This is a genomic window from Pseudomonas sp. E1BtOHC1, from assembly GCF_058744285.1.
This window is the reverse complement of the sequence record NZ_CP196023.1, coordinates 5,300,502-5,314,482: the sequence shown is the minus strand read 5'-3', so window position 1 is coordinate 5,314,482 and position 13,981 is coordinate 5,300,502. Positions and strand designations below refer to the sequence as shown.

The window sequence follows — 13,981 nt, the reverse complement described above, 5'->3', positions numbered from 1 at the left end:
GATTGTCGCGCGGCATCATGCCATCACTCTGGGCTTGGCGTAACGCCGATAGCCAACGGGCCGCCGGGGCTGACGTGCTTGCGATGGTGGCAAGCACTGCGCAGGCTCGCGGTGAGTGCGGATTATCGTTGAGGTGCTTCGCGAGCAAGCTCGCTCCTACGAGAGGGCGGCGGTCAGAACGGGCCGCGGGGTTCAGGAATGCCCAGTTGCTGTTGCCGGGCTTCGAGCTGTTTGTCCACGGCGCGTTTGCCACTGATGAGCTTGAGGTGCTGCACGCTGGGCGGTAACTGGCTGTCGATCAGTGTCAGCAGATCCATCTGTGGGGCCTTGATGATGCGCAGATCAGCGATGTTCGAGGTTTTCAGGCCGCTGAGTTCCCCCAGGCTCTTGAGGTTGATCAGGCTCAGCTGGTGCAGCCGCGCCAGCCCGGCGAGATCCAGCCGGCGCAGTTGCGCCTGGTCCTCGATCTTCAGCACCTCAAGCTGAGGAAAGCCATCCAGTTGCAGTTGGTGGAGGCCGCGCACCCGCAGGATCTCCAGGTCCGTGACCTGGGGGTTGCGCAACTCCGGCATGCTCTCGCGGCTGCCGAAACTCAGCGCCAGGCTGCGCAGCCCGGCCATGCCGGCCACCATGCCCAGGGTGGTCTTGGCCGGCAGGCGATGCAGGCTCAGGTGCCTGATGCTCGGGCACTGGTTCAGCACATCCAGCTGATGGCTCTGCACGCTGATGCTCAGGCTGTGCAACTCGGGCATCCAGCCAATCGGCGCCAGTTCAAGCGCCGGGCCCTTGTCCATGGACAGCCGCAGGCTGTGCAGTTGCTCCAGGTTGGGCATGCTGAGCAGTTCAGGCAGGTCGGCGCTGATCACCTGCAGGGCAAACTCCCGAAGCAGGGGCAGGCGGCCGATGGCCTCGTAGTGATCCAGGGTGTCGAGGCAGTCCAGGCTCAGGGACTGCACATGGGGCAGGGCCAGCAACACCCGGGCATCGAACGCGCTGCCCGGGTAATGGCTATAGAAACGCACCTTGAGGCGTTCACCGAAACGGGCGCAGAGCGTGTCGAGCTGACTCAGCAGTTCGCCGTCGTACTGTTCGGCCTTGGCGAACTGGACGATGACCTGGGCCTGGTCATCGGCCTCCAGGCGGGCGCTAACCTGCAGTTCCAGGTCGGCCTGGCTGGGGGCTTGAATTCGATGGGGAAACATCAGCGGTCCTTGATGATTTTCGCCGCGGCATCATGCCATTGCGCACGCTTCATCGCCATCTGCGCGCAGGCCCGGCTAGATGCCGGGCCGCCTTGCCGGAAGCGTTACGGGTCGACCTGGCCCATCAGCTCGGCCACCGATTCCGGGCGCTTGGCGTAGCGCTGGGCCAGCACCGCGCAAACCATCAGCTGGATCTGGTGGAACAGCATCAAGGGCAGAATCAGCACGCCCATGGTGCTGCCGGCGAACAGTACCTGGGCCATGGGCACGCCGGTGGCCAGGCTCTTTTTCGAGCCGCAGAAGAGGATGGTGATGCGGTCTTCCTGGTCGAAGCCGAACAGCTTGCCGAGAAAGCTCGACGCCAGCAGCACCAGGGCCAGGAGGATGCAGCAGGCCACCAGCAGCCCGCCCAGTTCCCACAGCGGGATCTGCTGCCAGATGCCTTCATTCACCGCCTCGCTGAAGGCGCCGTAGACCACCAGCAGGATCGAGCCTTGGTCGACGAAGCGCAGCCAGTGCTTGTTGCGCCCGACCCAGGCGCCGATCCAGCGCCGGGCGATCTGTCCGGCGATGAATGGCAGCAGCAATTGCACGCTGATCTTGAGGATCGCGTCCAGGGTCGAGCCGCCGTCGCCGTGCACGTTCAGCAGCAGGGTCACCAAGAGCGGGGTGAGGAAGATCCCGAACAGGCTCGACGCCGCAGCGCTGCAGATGGCCGCCGGGATATTGCCCCGGGCCAGGGAGGTGAAGGCGATGGCCGATTGCACCGTGGCCGGCAGAGCGCACAGATACAGCATGCCCATGTACAGCTCATTGCCCACCAGCGGCGACAACAGCGGTTTGAGCGCCAGGCCCAGCAGCGGGAAGAGCACGAAGGTCAGGCTGAACACCAACAGGTGCAGGCGCCAGTGGCCGGCCCCGGCGATGATCGCATCGCGCGACAGCTTGGCGCCGTGGAGGAAGAACAACAGGCCGATGGCGATATTGGTCAGCCAGCCGAAACCCACCGCCACCTGGCCACTGGCTGGCAGGAAGCTGGCCAGCAGGACCACGCCGATCAGGGTCAGGGTGAAGTTGTCGGGTAAAAGACGCGAGCGAGTCATAGCGGGATCATCCGGGGGTTGCCAAGAGCGATGGGGCGACTCTAACGTGGCTGGAATTTACCGACTAACGCCAAGGAGCCAGTTAATGCCGCCTAAAGGACATGAAAAGATCGTCCGGCGCAGTATTCCCGGGCTGCCGAGCTTGCCCCGGCCGGTGTACGGGCGCACCGAATCCTTGCCCAATCGGGCCCTGACCCGGCGCCACAGCCATCCCTGGGTGCAATTGTCCTATGCGATCCAGGGGGTGCTGGAAATTCACACCAGCGGCGGGCGCTTTATCGCGCCGCCGCAACGGGCGGTATGGATTCCCGCCGGGGTGCCGCACCGGGTGTTCAGCTCGCCGCGTACCGAGATGCGCAGCCTGTACCTGGACTGCAGCGTCACCGCCTGGGCGGCCACCGACAATTGCCAGGTGCTGGCGGTCAGCAGCCTGCTGCGGGAGTTGATCCGCGCCTTCAGCGAGTTGCCGGTGGAATATGTCGAGGACAGCGCCGACGGGCGCCTGGCCCAGGTGCTGCTGGATCAGCTGGCGGCCGCGCCGCAACTGGACCTGATGCTGCCGCTGCCTCACGACGTGCGCTTGCGCGCGATCTACCGCAGCCTGCAGGCGCACCCGGAACAGCAGACCACCCTGGGCCAGTGGAGCCAGAAACTGGGGGTGACGGAGAAGACCCTCAGCCGGTTGTTTCTCAAGGACACTGGCTTGACCTTTCGTGCCTGGCGCCAGCGTCTGCGTCTGCTCGGCGCCCTGACCCCGCTGGAACAGGGCGAGCGGGTCACGGATGTGGCCCTGGCTTGTGGCTATGACTCGACCTCGGCCTTTATCGCCGCGTTTCGCCAGCAGTTCGATGCCACGCCGGGGGAATTCTTCCGCGATCTATGACGTCTCGCCGCCGACGCCTGTTGCCACTGCCGCAGGGGGCCGCGGGCTTCAGGTTCTTGACGGGCGCAGCAGTTCGATCTGCTCCGGCGGCACCAGGGTCCGCAGGGTCTTGTACAAGGCTCGGGTTTCCAGCAGGTTCCAGATCCGCAACAGGGTCTCCAGAGCGTCCAGGGGCTTGCTGATAAAGTCCCGTGCGCCCAGGGCCAGGGCCCGCAAGCGGGTGTCGCGAGTGGCATCGGCGGTCAGTACCAGGATCGGCAGGTAGTCGTTGGCCGGAATCCGTCGGTTGAGTTGCTCCAACACCGCAAAGCCATCGAACTCGGGCATGTGCAGGTCGAGAATCACCAGGTCCGGCTCGAAGCTGTTGAACAGCTCCAGGGTGCGCAGCGGCTGGGTGCTGCTCAGAACGTTGTGCAACCCTTCCCGGGCCAGCAGTTGTTCCATCAGGTCGAGGTTGGGACGTTGGTCGTCGACAATCAGGATGCGCATATCGGCAGTCATACGGGCTCCGCTAGGCAGGCTTGGAGGTGGGCGAGGAACGCCGGTATATGGATCGGCTTGGTGAGGATCGCCGTCGCCCCGGCTTCGCGCAGGGTGCGCTGGGTCAGCTCGCTGGCGTCGGCGGTAATCATCAGGATCGGTGTGGTGGCGGTGATGGCGGAGGCTCGCAGGCGTTGCAGCACTTCCAGGCCCTGCAGGTCCGGCAGGTTGACGTCCAGCAGGATCATCTGCGGTGCGTGCTGGCGGGCCAAGTCCAGGCCCATCTGCCCCTGCATGCTCGACAGCAACTGAATCCCCGGACGGCGCTGCAGCAGGGTTTCGATCAGCGCCAGGCTTTGCAGGTTGTCTTCGATGCACAGCACTTTGCCCTGGTAACGGCTCGCGGGTTGTGGCGCCGGCACGTTCAGCACCGGGGCGCTGAAGGAGGCCCCGTCGGCCGCATCGGCCAGGCGCACGAAGGGCAGTTCCAGGGTGAAGCAACTGCCGCTGCCCGGGGTGCTGTGCACGTCCAGGGCGCCGTCCATCATTTCCAGCAGGCTCTTGCTCAGGGCCAGGCCCAGGCCGGTGCCTTCGACCTTGGGGTCGGCATCCAGGCGTTCGAACGGCTTGAACAGGCGCTCCAAGTGATCGGCAGCAATGCCGCCGCCGGTGTCGATGACGCTGATACGCAGGCGCGGCTCGTCGATCGCCACCTCGATGTTCACCTGGCCGGCGCTGCGGTTGTACTTGATGGCATTGGACAGCAGGTTGAGCAGCACCTGGATCAGCCGTTGGCGATCGGCGATCACCCCGCTGTCCGCCGGCAGTTCCGGCAGCGGGGCCAGGTGAATACCGGCGTCGGCGGCCATCGGCGAAACCAGGGTCAGGGCTTCATGCAGCACCGCCTTCAGGGCGATCGGCTCGACGTTCAGCGGCAGGCGTCCGGCTTCGATGCGGGCGATGTCCAGGACCTCGTTGATCAGCCCCAGCAGGTGCTGCCCGGCCCGCAGGATGTGCCCCACCTGGGGCCGCTGGCCGGCGGTGGAATCCATGTCCAGCAACTGGGCGAAGCCGAGAATGGCGTTCAGCGGGGTACGCAGTTCGTGGCTCATGCGCGAGAGAAACTCGCTCTTGGCGCGGCTGGCGCTTTCCGCTTCCTCGCGGGCGGTGCCCAGGGCGATTTCCGCGGCGCGGCGGTCGGTGATGTCCCGGGTGATCTTTGAGAAACCGCGCAAGGCGCCGCTGGCGTCGTACTGGGCGGTGATCACCACGCTGGCCCAGAAGCGGCTGCCGTCCTTGCGGCAGCGCCAGGCTTCTTCCATGTAGTGGCCGTGGGCGGTGGCTTCGCGCAGGGCCATGTCCGGGTGCTGCGGGCATTCTTCCGGCAGGTAGAACAGGGAGAAGTGGCGGCCGATGATTTCCTGTTCGCGGTAGCCCTTGATCCGTTCCGCGCCGACGTTCCAGGTGGTGACTCGGCCCTGGGTATCCAGGGCGAAGATCCCGTAGTCCTTGACCCCGTCGATGATCAGTCGCAGGCGTTCCTCGTTGTCCCGCAGGGCCCGCTCGCGCTCGGCCAGCAGTTGCCCGGCCTCTACCAGGCGGGTGCCCAGCTGGCCGATTTCATCCTGCTCCGGGGCTTGCGGCAGCAGCGGCTGTCCCAGGGCCAGGCGCTGGGCATTGCCCTGCACCTGCTGCACCCGGGTGACGATGCCCCGGGATAGCAACAGCACGGCGATGATGGCGCCGAACAGCCCGCAACCGGCGGCCAGCAGGGTGGCGAACAGCAGGCGCATGCGGGTCGCCACGGCGGCTTCGGTGCGCTCGGCCAGCAGCGCGTCTTCGCGCACGCGCATGGCGCTGATCTTCTCCCGCAGCACGTCCAGCACCTGTTTGTTGTCGATCAGGATCGCGGTCACGGTGTCGGCGTCGTCACGGCTGCCATTGCGCAGGGCCACCAGGCCATCGAGCTTGGTGTGGATCAGCGGGGTGATGGCTTGCAGGTACTCGCGCATGCGCGCATCCCGCACATTCTGGTCCAGGCGCTGCAGGGCGGCCTCGATCTGCGGCCGGGCTTGAAGGTAGGCCGGGAGGAAGTCTTCGCGCCGGGTCAGCAGGTAGCCGCGCACGCTGGCGGCGGCTTCCGCCAGCAGGGTGTGCACGGTCTGGATGTCGCCCTGTACCAGTAGCACCCGGCGCACGTCCTCTTCGGCACGGGCGGTCTGGCGCTCGGTGCTGTAGATCAGCACCAGGGACAGCAGCAGGATCACCAGCGGCAGCGAGATCACCACCAGCGCCTTGCCCCGCAGCGGCAGATCGGCCCAGCGCCGGGCGCTCAACAGGTTCATGGCCATTGCCCGCCGGGTTGGGCCACCAGCCCCAGGGCAATGCCGCGCACGGCGGCCTGGGTGCGGTCGGCGGCGCCCAGCTTGCCGATCACCCGTTCCACATGGGCCTTGGCGGTGCCGGTGGTGATGCCGAGTTTTTCACCGATCTCGCGGTTGCTGAAACCGCCGGCCACCAGACCCAGCACCTGGCGCTCCCGGGCGGTGAGGGGCTGGGCCTGGGGCGTCGTGCCGTTGCCACGCTCGGTCATGCGGCGCAACAGGCGGGCGCTGACCGCACTGTTGAGGGCTTCCTCGCCCTGGGCCACCCGTTGCAGGGCGCTGATCACTTCATCGCGGCTGGCATCCTTCAACAGGTAGCCCACGGCGCCGGCTGCCATCGCCGCTTCCAGGTGATCGGGGCTGTCGTCCATGGTGAAGATCACCACCTTGACCTCGGGTTGGCGCTGTTGCAGCAGGCGCGCCGCCCCCAGGCCATTGAGCTGCGGCATGCGGATATCGAGGATGGCGATGTCCGGGCGCAAGCGTTCGCAAAGCACCAGGGCTTCTTCGCCGTCCTTGGCCTGACCCACCACGGCAAACTCCGGGTTGCCCGCCAGCAGCGCGACGAAACCGGTGCGGGTCACTTCATGGTCGTCCGCCAGGACCAGGCGTATTACCTCGCTCATACAGGTTGCTCCACAGGTTGAACCGGCACTCGGGCCTGAATCCGGGTGCCTTGGCCGGGTTGGCTATGGCAGGTGAAATGACCGCCCAGCAAGTGTGCGCGCTCGTGCATGGCCACCTGTCCCAGTTGTTCAACGCCCTGGGTCGCCAGGCTGAGAAAGCCGCAGCCGTCGTCACTGACGCGCAGCAGGGCGTGGCGGTCTTCCATGGCCAGGCTCAGGCGCACCTCGTCAGCCCGGGCATGCTTGAGAATGTTGTTGATGGCTTCCTGGGCGATGCGGAACAGGGCGATTTCCACGGCCCCCGGCAGGCGCTCCGGGCAACGCTGCTCCCAGTGCACGCTCAGGCCCGCCTCCCGCAGGCGGTCGGCCTCGCGGTCGATGGCCCGCAGCAGGCCGAAGTCGTCGAGCACGTGGGGCCGCAGGCCGCCGATCAGTTGTCGGCCCTCGCCGACGCAGCCCTGGGCCAGTTGCAAGATGGTCTGCAGTTCGTCGTTCAACTCGCTGGGCAGTGACGGGCAGCGCCCGGCGAAACCTTGCAGGCGCTGATGCAACCCGGCCAGGGTTTGGGCCAGCCCGTCGTGCAGGTCATAGGCGACGCGCTTGCGCTCATCTTCCTGGGCGCTGAACAGGCGCAGCACCAGTTCCGACATGCTGCGTTCCCGGGCTTGCAGGTCCTGCAACAGACGCTGGTTTTCCAGGTGCGCCGCCAGCAGCGTGGCCAGCAGTTGCAGGGATTCCAGGTCTTCGCTGTCCGGCGCGCTGATGGGCACGCTGTTGGCCAGCAGCAGGGCGCCAAAGGCCTGGCCATCGGCACGGTGCAACAACACCCGCAGTACCGAAGCCGGCTCCGTGACCGGGCGTGCCAGCCACTGGGGTTGCTCGGCCAGGGCGCGCAGGGCCTTCAGGCGCTCGCCGTGGCCATGCTCGGCAGTGGTGCGGACCACGCCGTCGGCGTTCCACTCCAGCAGTACGCCGTGATCCATGGCGACAAAGGCACAGGCGCGCTGCACGACGCGCAGGCGCATCTGCTCGGGAGGCAGTTGCAGCAGTTCCTGGCCGGTGTCCACCAGCAGGCGCAGGCGCGCGGCGCGGCTTTGCGATTGCCGGTACTGGCTGCGCAGGGCCAGGGCGCTGCCGGGATCGAGGGGCGGGGTGGACATGACAGGACTCCAGCGGGGCGTCGGTGTGATTGAGCGGGCCGGGGCATTAGACCCTGTGACCTGGGCTGCGCCTATCTGCCGAATGGCATAGGCCGATGGCTCCAGTTGGCCGATGGCGCGGGCGGCGGCCCTTGGCACAGTGTGGCTCATTGAAACCCACTGGAGTCTGCCAATGAAACTGAAAACCACCGCCCTGGCCCTGTTCTTCGTTCTGGGCGCCCCTCTGGCCCAGGCCCTGGAAGCCACCCCTTACGTGTACCGCACCGTGGCCGAGCAGCCGCAGAATGTGCAAGACCGGGAAATCGCCGGCTTGTTCGATCGCTGGAACAGCGCCCTGCAGACCGGCAATCCGCAAGCCGTGGTCGGCCTCTATGCGCCCAACGCGGTGCTGCAACCGACCGTCTCCAACCAGGTGCGCAGCACCCACGCGCAGATCCAGGACTACTTCGAGCATTTCCTGGCGTCCAAGCCGGTCGGTCAGATCAACTACCGCGAGATCCGTCACCTGAGCCCGGACGCGGCGATGGACAGCGGCGTCTACACCTTTACGCTGACCGCCGCTGACGGCAAGCAGCAGCAGGTCCAGGCTCGCTACACCTTCCTCTATGAGCGCCTCGACGGGCAGTGGAAGATCCTCAACCACCACTCTTCGGCCATGCCGCAAGTGCAGCCGCAGTTGCAGGCCAGCCACTGATTCATCCGCGTCACCTCTTGCGCCGAGCCTGTGCTCGGCGTTTGCCTTACTGCTCGCGGTAACGCCCGGGCGTCATGCCGAACCAGCGCATGCAGGCCTTGTGAAAACTGCTCTGGTCGCGAAAGCCCAGTAACGCCCCGATGTATTTGACGCTGCGCATGGAGTTGCGCAGGAAGCTGTGGGCCAGCATCAACCGGGCTTCATCCTGCAGGGCCGAAAAGTGCACGTCTTCATGGCCCAGGCGCCGTTGCAGGCTGCGGGTGCTGACGCCGACCCGCTCGGCGATGTGCGGCAGGTCGCTGGGGGCGCCCCGGGCCAGGCATTCCGAGAGGGCCCGGCGCACCCGGGCGGTCATCGAGCCGCTGAGCAGCACGTTGAGCCGGCTGCGGGCGTATTCCATGTGCAGCACATCCAGGGCCGGGTCGGCGGTGGGCAGGGCGATGGCGCAGTCCTGGTGGCTGAAGGTCAGGCTGTTGTGGGGGGCGGCGAATTGCAGGTTGTCCCCCAGCAGGCGCCGCAGGGCCCGGGTATCCGCAGGCTCGGGGTAGGTGAAGGCCGCAGCCAGTGGGCGGGGCTTGTGCTGGGGCAGCAGCCAGTGCAGCAGGCCCAGGGTCTGGGCCGTGCCGGCGTCGATCACGGCCCGGGGCATCAGCGAGGGCGCGGCGGTGACATCGAAACCTATCAGTTTCAGCGCCTGGGGATTGCGCTCCAGGCACATGCAGAAGCCATTGCTGATCAGCGCGTGATAGTCCACCAGGCGTTGCAGGGCCGCCCCCAGGGTTGCGCAGGACATCACTGCATACCCCAGCGCCTTGAGGTTGGCCGGATGGGCCTTGCTGTAGGCCAGCAGTCCGAGATCCGGATTGCCCGTGCGCCGGGTCGCCTCGCCCATGACTTGATAGACCAGTTCCAGCCTGACGCCCTTGGGGTTTTCATCAACGTCCTGGATGCTGCTGCCGAACTGTTTGAGCAGGGCATCGACATTGGCGCCGCCCTCTCTCATGACATCGGCAAGCACCCGAAAGCTGGCGCTGGTCATTCTGTGCATAGGTCTTCCTGAACTAATGGCTAAATGATATCGATGAGGCCTTTTGCATGATTGCAATAAACAAAAGGCCGCAGACGATTAAGCCGAGGCCAGGGTTTCCGAGGACAAGCGAAAGGTATCCGGGAACACTTCCTCAAGGGGCGAGGGAGGGTCGATCATGGTCGGGCAGGGACCCTTGAGTGACCACGACGGCCGGTTCGTCGGGTGCTGCTTGTCGGGGTGTGCCTTTGTCTTGCCTATGGATCTGTCATGCAAAGCAGCAAAGACTTTTATCGCGAACTGGCCGCAGGCCGTTTGATGCTGGCGTTCCAGCCGGTGGTATGGCTGCCGGACAGCAGCCGGGTGCTTTACCACGAAGGGCTGTTGCGCCAGGTCGATGCCCAGGGTGGGGATGCCTATCCCCTGGCGCTGCTGGAGAAACACCCGGTGATGCGCGAGCTGGACCGCAGTGTGGTGCTCTGTGTGATCGAGGGTCTGCAGCGTGACGAACGCCTGCGCCTGGGCTGCAACATCTCGGCCCGCAGCGCGATCATCGACAGCTACTGGCACACCATCATCGAGCTGTTGCAGGAGGCTCCTTCCGTGGCCGCGCGGCTGGTGATCGAGATCACCGAAAGCGCCACGCCGCCGAGCATCGAGGCCGCCAGCGAATTCGTCCTGTGCCTGCGGGCGTTGGGCTGCCGGGTGGCCATCGATGATTTCGGGGCGGGCCTGGGCACCCTGGAATTCATCCGCCAGACCCGGCCGGATATCGTCAAGATCGACAAGGGTTACATCCAGCGCGCCCGTGGCGAACTCAACAGCGCCCAGACCCTCAGCCACCTGGTGCAGCTGTGCAAGACTCTGGCGCCTTGCGTGATCATCGAAGGGGTCGAAACTGCTGCCGACCAGAGCCTGGCCACGGCCTGTGGTGGCGAGTGGGGGCAGGGCTATCTGTTCGGTCGCCCGCAGGTGGATCGCCTCGGCCGGCGCTGCTGCCTGGAGCAGCGGGTGGCGGAGCTTTGCGCGCCGGATCAGGCGTAGCGGTGCTTGGGCCAGGGGCCGGGGATGGCCGGCGGCTCAGTCGGGATGGGGGGTAATGGGTGGGGTGTTGGCCGTTGGATCCTGCACCTGCGCACCGAGGGGCAAGGCAGGCAGGTCTTCTTCGGGCACCGGCCGGCTCCTGACGTGCATGTCGCGCTTGGGCCGCTCCGGCTGGAACGCATCGTAGGGCAGCAGCACGGTGTCGAGCGTTGCGTCCAGGGGCAGGCTGACGATCATCAGGATCGGGCACACCACCGTCACCCAGCAGCCGCCGGTGAGTATGCGTCCATAGCCCATGTCGTAGCCGGTGAGCAGCTGCGCGTTGGTCCTGGTGCTGCGGTAATAGCGATCGTCGCGCCAGTCCATGCTGCCGCCGCGGGCCATGTAGGTGCCGCAGCCAGTCAGCAGCAGGGTGTTGAGCAACAACAGGTAGTTGATGATTCGGATGATCGGGATTCCATTCAGGTAGCGGTTGGGGCGGGGCTCAGGGCTTGCTCGCGTCGTAGGGCAGCAGCACGGTGTCGACGGCGGCGTCCAGGGGCAGGCTGGCGACCATCAGGATCGGACACACCACACTCACCCAGCAGATGCCGGTGAGCATGCCCGCGTAGCCCATGTCATAGCCGGTGAGTATCTGCGCGTTCATCGTCGTGCCGCGGTAATAGCGATCGTCACGCCAATCATGGCCGCTGCGCGCCATGTAGGTGCCGCAACCGTTCAGCAGCAGGGTGTTGAGCAGCAACAGGCAAGGGGTGATTCGGATGATCAGGCTTCCACGCAGGGTTGAGACAGGGGGCGGCGCGGATCAGTGATTCATCGCGTCATAGGGCAGCAGCGCGGTGTCGGCCACGGCATCCACCGGCAGGCTGACAATGGCCACCACCGGGCAGACGATGCTGACCCAGCAGAAGACCGTGGCGTAGCCGTCGTAGCCACTGGAACCACGCATGGTCAGCAGCTCGATATTGGCCTGGGTGCCTTTGTAGTAGTCGTAGCCGGTATGGGCGTTGGGCGTGCGGGCGATCAGGGTGCCGCAGCCCGTCAGGGACAGCAGGGACAGCAGAAGTACAGCGTTGAGGGCTTTGATGATGCCATTCCTTAGCGAGCAGATTTTTGCCGCGCGCATCGTCGCAGAAGCCTGGGACGCACGCTAGATAGGCTCGAATAAATAATCGGCACCCGCTCAGATCGCTGATGGAATCAACAGCAGCAGATCGGTATCGCCGATGTCCACGCCGGCTTGGGTCAACAGGGTGCTGGCCTGGCCTCGGTGATGGGTCTGATGATTGAAAAAATGCACCAGCAGGGCATGGAAGTTGCGCTCGGCGACCACGCCCCGGGTGTTGGCGTAATGCAGGCTGCTGTCCAGGTCGGTCTCGCTCAGGGACTGGCTGAAATCGAGGATCAACTGGTCCAGCCATTGGCGCTGCTGCCAGAGCCCGCGCAGGTCACTGAACAGCAGGGTCTTGAGGTCCTGTGGCTGGGCCACCTGCTGCAGAGGGGCCAGTGCCGGATGCTGCGCAGGGTGCTGGGCAAAACGCTTGAGCCAGATCGTGTCACCGGCCAGCAGGTGATTGAGGGTGCCGAGGATCGAGCCGAAAAATGCCTGGCGGTCGAGCACGATCTGCCCCTCGGGCAGGCTCATGGCGGCGTTGTACAGCTTGGCGTTCATCCATTGGTTGTAGCGGGCCATCAGGTTCAGGTGTTCGGTGCGGTTCATGGCCGTTCCTTGTGGTGGTGTAGGGCGCTCGATCAGGCGGGCATCAGCTTCGCAAGGAGGATGGCCGGCGCGCAAGGGCGGTTTGAAAATGCCCGTGCGATGGGCGTTTTCCAGGCCTTCGAGGCATTAAAAAAAACGCCCCTTTGGCCCCGATAACATCGTTTCTCGGGGCTTGGGCTTTTCTCTATATTGGCCACCAGATCCAGCGCGGCAACAAGCCGCGCACCCTTTATGGTGAGCCGTTGCAATGAATAAAAAACCTGAACGCACAGGGCTGGAAAATCCCGGAACCGCCACCCGGGTGGTCTGGGGCGGAGAGCAGATCCGTCATCCCTACAACGCCACGCAAACGCCGATTATCGCCAGCGCCGCCTATGGCTATGACGACATCGACCAGTGGTACGACGTGGCCCTGGGCAAGGCTCCGGGCTTCATCTACAGCCGCATGAGCAACCCCACGGTGGAGACCCTGGAAGCCAAGCTGCGGGACCTGGAAAACGCCGAATCGGCGGTGGCCTTCAGCAGCGGCATGGCGGCCATCAGCGGCGTGCTCTACAGCTTTGTGCGCCACGGTCAGCGAGTGGTATCCACCAAGGACAGCTACGGTGGCACCAACAAAATCTTCGAAGAGTTCCTGCCGCGCATGGGCGTGGCCGTGACCCTCTGCGAAACCTTCGACCAGCAGCAGATCGAAGCCGAGATCGCCAAGGGCTGCGATCTGCTGTACTTGGAGACCCCGACCAACCCGACACTGAAGATCGTCGATATCCAGCGTCTGGTGAGCGCGGCGAAACAGGTCGGCGCCCTGGTGGTGGCCGATAACACCTTTGCCACGCCGCTGAACCAGAACCCCCTGGCGCTGGGCGTGGATGTGGTGATTCACAGCGCCACCAAGTTCCTCAGCGGCCACGGCGATGTGCTCGGTGGCGTGGCCTGCGGCAGCGAAGCGCTGATGAGCCAGGTGCGTCACTACCGGGAAATCAACGGTGCCAGCCTCGATCCGTTTTCAGCCTACCTGATCATCCGCGGGATCAAGACCCTGGCCCTGCGCATGCGTCAGCAACAGCACAGCGCGGCGCAACTGGCGCAGTTCCTGCTCAACGAGCCGCTGGTGGAAGCGGTGAATTACCCAGGGTTGCCCAGCCACCCGAACCACGCCGTGGCCTGTGCGCAGATGCGCGGCTTTGGCGCCATCGTCAGCTTTGTCCTGGCGGGCGGCATGGACAGCGTCAAGCTGCTGTTGCCGCGCCTGCGCTATGCCCACTGCGCCGGCAACCTGGGGGCGGTGGAAACCATCTACGGCCCGGCCCGCACCACCAGCCATGTGGAGAACACCCTGGAAGAGCGCCAGGCCCTGGGCATCTCCGAAGGCCTGGTGCGGATCTCGGTGGGCATCGAAGACACCGATGACCTGCTGGCAGACCTGCAACAGGCCTTTGCCTGGCTGCGCCAATCCCTCAAGCAGAATGCGGCGCCCGACGCCGTCCCTTCCCTGAATGCCCGGGCCGAGGTCGCCCACTGAAAGAGCGCGCAACACCCCCACAGCAAGGCAGCCCGTGGGGGCTTCATGAAGAGGAATAACAATAAAAACCTGGTGGCATCCGATTTGTTTTCTGCCCATTTCCACAGTCGCAGAAATTGAGACTTGCCCTGACAAC

15 protein-coding genes are annotated in these 13,981 nt (G+C 65.3%); 4 read left to right on the top strand and 11 right to left on the bottom strand.

Annotated elements, in window-relative coordinates; translation table 11 throughout:
• Window positions 1-173: 173 nt before the first annotated feature.
• Window positions 174-1,202, bottom strand: coding sequence for a hypothetical protein (locus tag ACSSVC_RS23920; RefSeq protein ID WP_492611513.1), 1,029 nt, complete (start codon window positions 1,200-1,202; stop codon window positions 174-176).
• A 104-nt stretch (window positions 1,203-1,306) separates the two neighbouring features.
• Window positions 1,307-2,305: a bile acid:sodium symporter family protein gene (locus tag ACSSVC_RS23915; protein WP_346635042.1), complete on the bottom strand. Its 999-nt coding sequence runs from the start codon at window positions 2,303-2,305 to the stop codon at window positions 1,307-1,309.
• Between the two features lie 85 nt (window positions 2,306-2,390).
• Between ACSSVC_RS23915 and ACSSVC_RS23910 the strand changes: the two genes are divergently transcribed.
• Entirely contained in the window at window positions 2,391-3,188 is a 798-nt protein-coding gene (locus ACSSVC_RS23910) for an AraC family transcriptional regulator (RefSeq protein ID WP_346635041.1), read from the top strand.
• A 48-nt stretch (window positions 3,189-3,236) separates the two neighbouring features.
• On the opposite strand, the gene ACSSVC_RS23905 is transcribed toward ACSSVC_RS23910, so the two are convergent.
• From ACSSVC_RS23905 to ACSSVC_RS23890, 4 genes are read right to left on the bottom strand one after another with little or no spacing between them, the layout of a single operon-like run.
• Window positions 3,237-3,689 (bottom strand): response regulator, encoded by a 453-nt coding sequence (locus ACSSVC_RS23905; protein ID WP_346635040.1) that lies wholly within the window; start codon window positions 3,687-3,689, stop codon window positions 3,237-3,239.
• Window positions 3,686-6,013 (bottom strand): ATP-binding protein, encoded by a 2,328-nt coding sequence (locus ACSSVC_RS23900; RefSeq protein ID WP_404937279.1) that lies wholly within the window; start codon window positions 6,011-6,013, stop codon window positions 3,686-3,688. The genes ACSSVC_RS23905 and ACSSVC_RS23900 overlap by 4 nt, the downstream gene beginning before the upstream one ends.
• On the bottom strand, window positions 6,010-6,678 hold the full coding sequence (locus ACSSVC_RS23895) for a response regulator (protein WP_346635038.1): 669 nt from the start codon (window positions 6,676-6,678) through the stop codon (window positions 6,010-6,012). The genes ACSSVC_RS23900 and ACSSVC_RS23895 overlap by 4 nt, the downstream gene beginning before the upstream one ends.
• Window positions 6,675-7,838: a sensor histidine kinase gene (locus ACSSVC_RS23890; RefSeq protein WP_404937278.1), complete on the bottom strand. Its 1,164-nt coding sequence runs from the start codon at window positions 7,836-7,838 to the stop codon at window positions 6,675-6,677. Before ACSSVC_RS23890 ends, ACSSVC_RS23895 begins: the two co-directional genes overlap by 4 nt.
• A gap of 172 nt (window positions 7,839-8,010) precedes the next feature.
• Here ACSSVC_RS23890 and ACSSVC_RS23885 point away from each other — a divergent pair, with 172 nt between their 5' ends.
• Entirely contained in the window at window positions 8,011-8,532 is a 522-nt protein-coding gene (locus ACSSVC_RS23885; RefSeq protein WP_346635036.1) for an SgcJ/EcaC family oxidoreductase, read from the top strand.
• A gap of 46 nt (window positions 8,533-8,578) precedes the next feature.
• Here ACSSVC_RS23885 and ACSSVC_RS23880 read toward each other — a convergent pair whose 3' ends face one another.
• Window positions 8,579-9,580, bottom strand: a complete 1,002-nt coding sequence (locus ACSSVC_RS23880; RefSeq protein ID WP_346635035.1) for an AraC family transcriptional regulator — start codon at window positions 9,578-9,580, stop codon at window positions 8,579-8,581.
• Between the two features lie 249 nt (window positions 9,581-9,829).
• Between ACSSVC_RS23880 and ACSSVC_RS23875 the strand changes: the two genes are divergently transcribed.
• On the top strand, window positions 9,830-10,603 hold the full coding sequence (locus ACSSVC_RS23875) for an EAL domain-containing protein (RefSeq protein ID WP_492611512.1): 774 nt from the start codon (window positions 9,830-9,832) through the stop codon (window positions 10,601-10,603).
• A 36-nt stretch (window positions 10,604-10,639) separates the two neighbouring features.
• Here ACSSVC_RS23875 and ACSSVC_RS23870 read toward each other — a convergent pair whose 3' ends face one another.
• The 4 genes from ACSSVC_RS23870 to ACSSVC_RS23855 form a co-directional block, all read right to left on the bottom strand.
• Complete coding sequence (locus ACSSVC_RS23870; RefSeq protein WP_346635033.1) at window positions 10,640-11,029, bottom strand: YceK/YidQ family lipoprotein; 390 nt, start codon at window positions 11,027-11,029, stop codon at window positions 10,640-10,642.
• Between the two features lie 58 nt (window positions 11,030-11,087).
• A complete protein-coding gene (locus ACSSVC_RS23865; RefSeq protein ID WP_346635032.1) occupies window positions 11,088-11,345 on the bottom strand; it encodes a YceK/YidQ family lipoprotein in 258 nt (85 codons plus the stop codon).
• Window positions 11,346-11,408: 63 nt separating this feature from the next.
• Window positions 11,409-11,729 (bottom strand): YceK/YidQ family lipoprotein, encoded by a 321-nt coding sequence (locus ACSSVC_RS23860; protein WP_346635031.1) that lies wholly within the window; start codon window positions 11,727-11,729, stop codon window positions 11,409-11,411.
• Between the two features lie 57 nt (window positions 11,730-11,786).
• Window positions 11,787-12,323: a DinB family protein gene (locus ACSSVC_RS23855; protein ID WP_346635030.1), complete on the bottom strand. Its 537-nt coding sequence runs from the start codon at window positions 12,321-12,323 to the stop codon at window positions 11,787-11,789.
• A gap of 247 nt (window positions 12,324-12,570) precedes the next feature.
• Here ACSSVC_RS23855 and ACSSVC_RS23850 point away from each other — a divergent pair, with 247 nt between their 5' ends.
• Window positions 12,571-13,845 carry a cystathionine gamma-synthase family protein gene (locus ACSSVC_RS23850; RefSeq protein ID WP_492611511.1) on the top strand — a complete coding sequence of 425 codons (1,275 nt, stop codon included), beginning with the start codon at window positions 12,571-12,573 and terminating at the stop codon, window positions 13,843-13,845.
• Window positions 13,846-13,981 lie beyond the last annotated feature (136 nt).

Bases quoted from the DNA above. Each gene is read 5' to 3' on its own strand.
- ACSSVC_RS23920 (WP_492611513.1), bottom strand. From the start codon at position 1,202: ATGTTTCCCCATCGAATTCAAGCCCCCAGCCAGGCCGACCTGGAACTG.
- ACSSVC_RS23915 (WP_346635042.1), bottom strand. From the start codon at position 2,305: ATGACTCGCTCGCGTCTTTTACCCGACAACTTCACCCTGACCCTGATC.
- ACSSVC_RS23910 (WP_346635041.1), top strand. From the start codon at position 2,391: ATGCCGCCTAAAGGACATGAAAAGATCGTCCGGCGCAGTATTCCCGGG.
- ACSSVC_RS23905 (WP_346635040.1), bottom strand. From the start codon at position 3,689: ATGACTGCCGATATGCGCATCCTGATTGTCGACGACCAACGTCCCAAC.
- ACSSVC_RS23900 (WP_404937279.1), bottom strand. From the start codon at position 6,013: ATGAACCTGTTGAGCGCCCGGCGCTGGGCCGATCTGCCGCTGCGGGGC.
- ACSSVC_RS23895 (WP_346635038.1), bottom strand. From the start codon at position 6,678: ATGAGCGAGGTAATACGCCTGGTCCTGGCGGACGACCATGAAGTGACC.
- ACSSVC_RS23890 (WP_404937278.1), bottom strand. From the start codon at position 7,838: ATGTCCACCCCGCCCCTCGATCCCGGCAGCGCCCTGGCCCTGCGCAGC.
- ACSSVC_RS23885 (WP_346635036.1), top strand. From the start codon at position 8,011: ATGAAACTGAAAACCACCGCCCTGGCCCTGTTCTTCGTTCTGGGCGCC.
- ACSSVC_RS23880 (WP_346635035.1), bottom strand. From the start codon at position 9,580: ATGCACAGAATGACCAGCGCCAGCTTTCGGGTGCTTGCCGATGTCATG.
- ACSSVC_RS23875 (WP_492611512.1), top strand. From the start codon at position 9,830: ATGCAAAGCAGCAAAGACTTTTATCGCGAACTGGCCGCAGGCCGTTTG.
- ACSSVC_RS23860 (WP_346635031.1), bottom strand. From the start codon at position 11,729: ATGCGCGCGGCAAAAATCTGCTCGCTAAGGAATGGCATCATCAAAGCC.
- ACSSVC_RS23855 (WP_346635030.1), bottom strand. From the start codon at position 12,323: ATGAACCGCACCGAACACCTGAACCTGATGGCCCGCTACAACCAATGG.
- ACSSVC_RS23850 (WP_492611511.1), top strand. From the start codon at position 12,571: ATGAATAAAAAACCTGAACGCACAGGGCTGGAAAATCCCGGAACCGCC.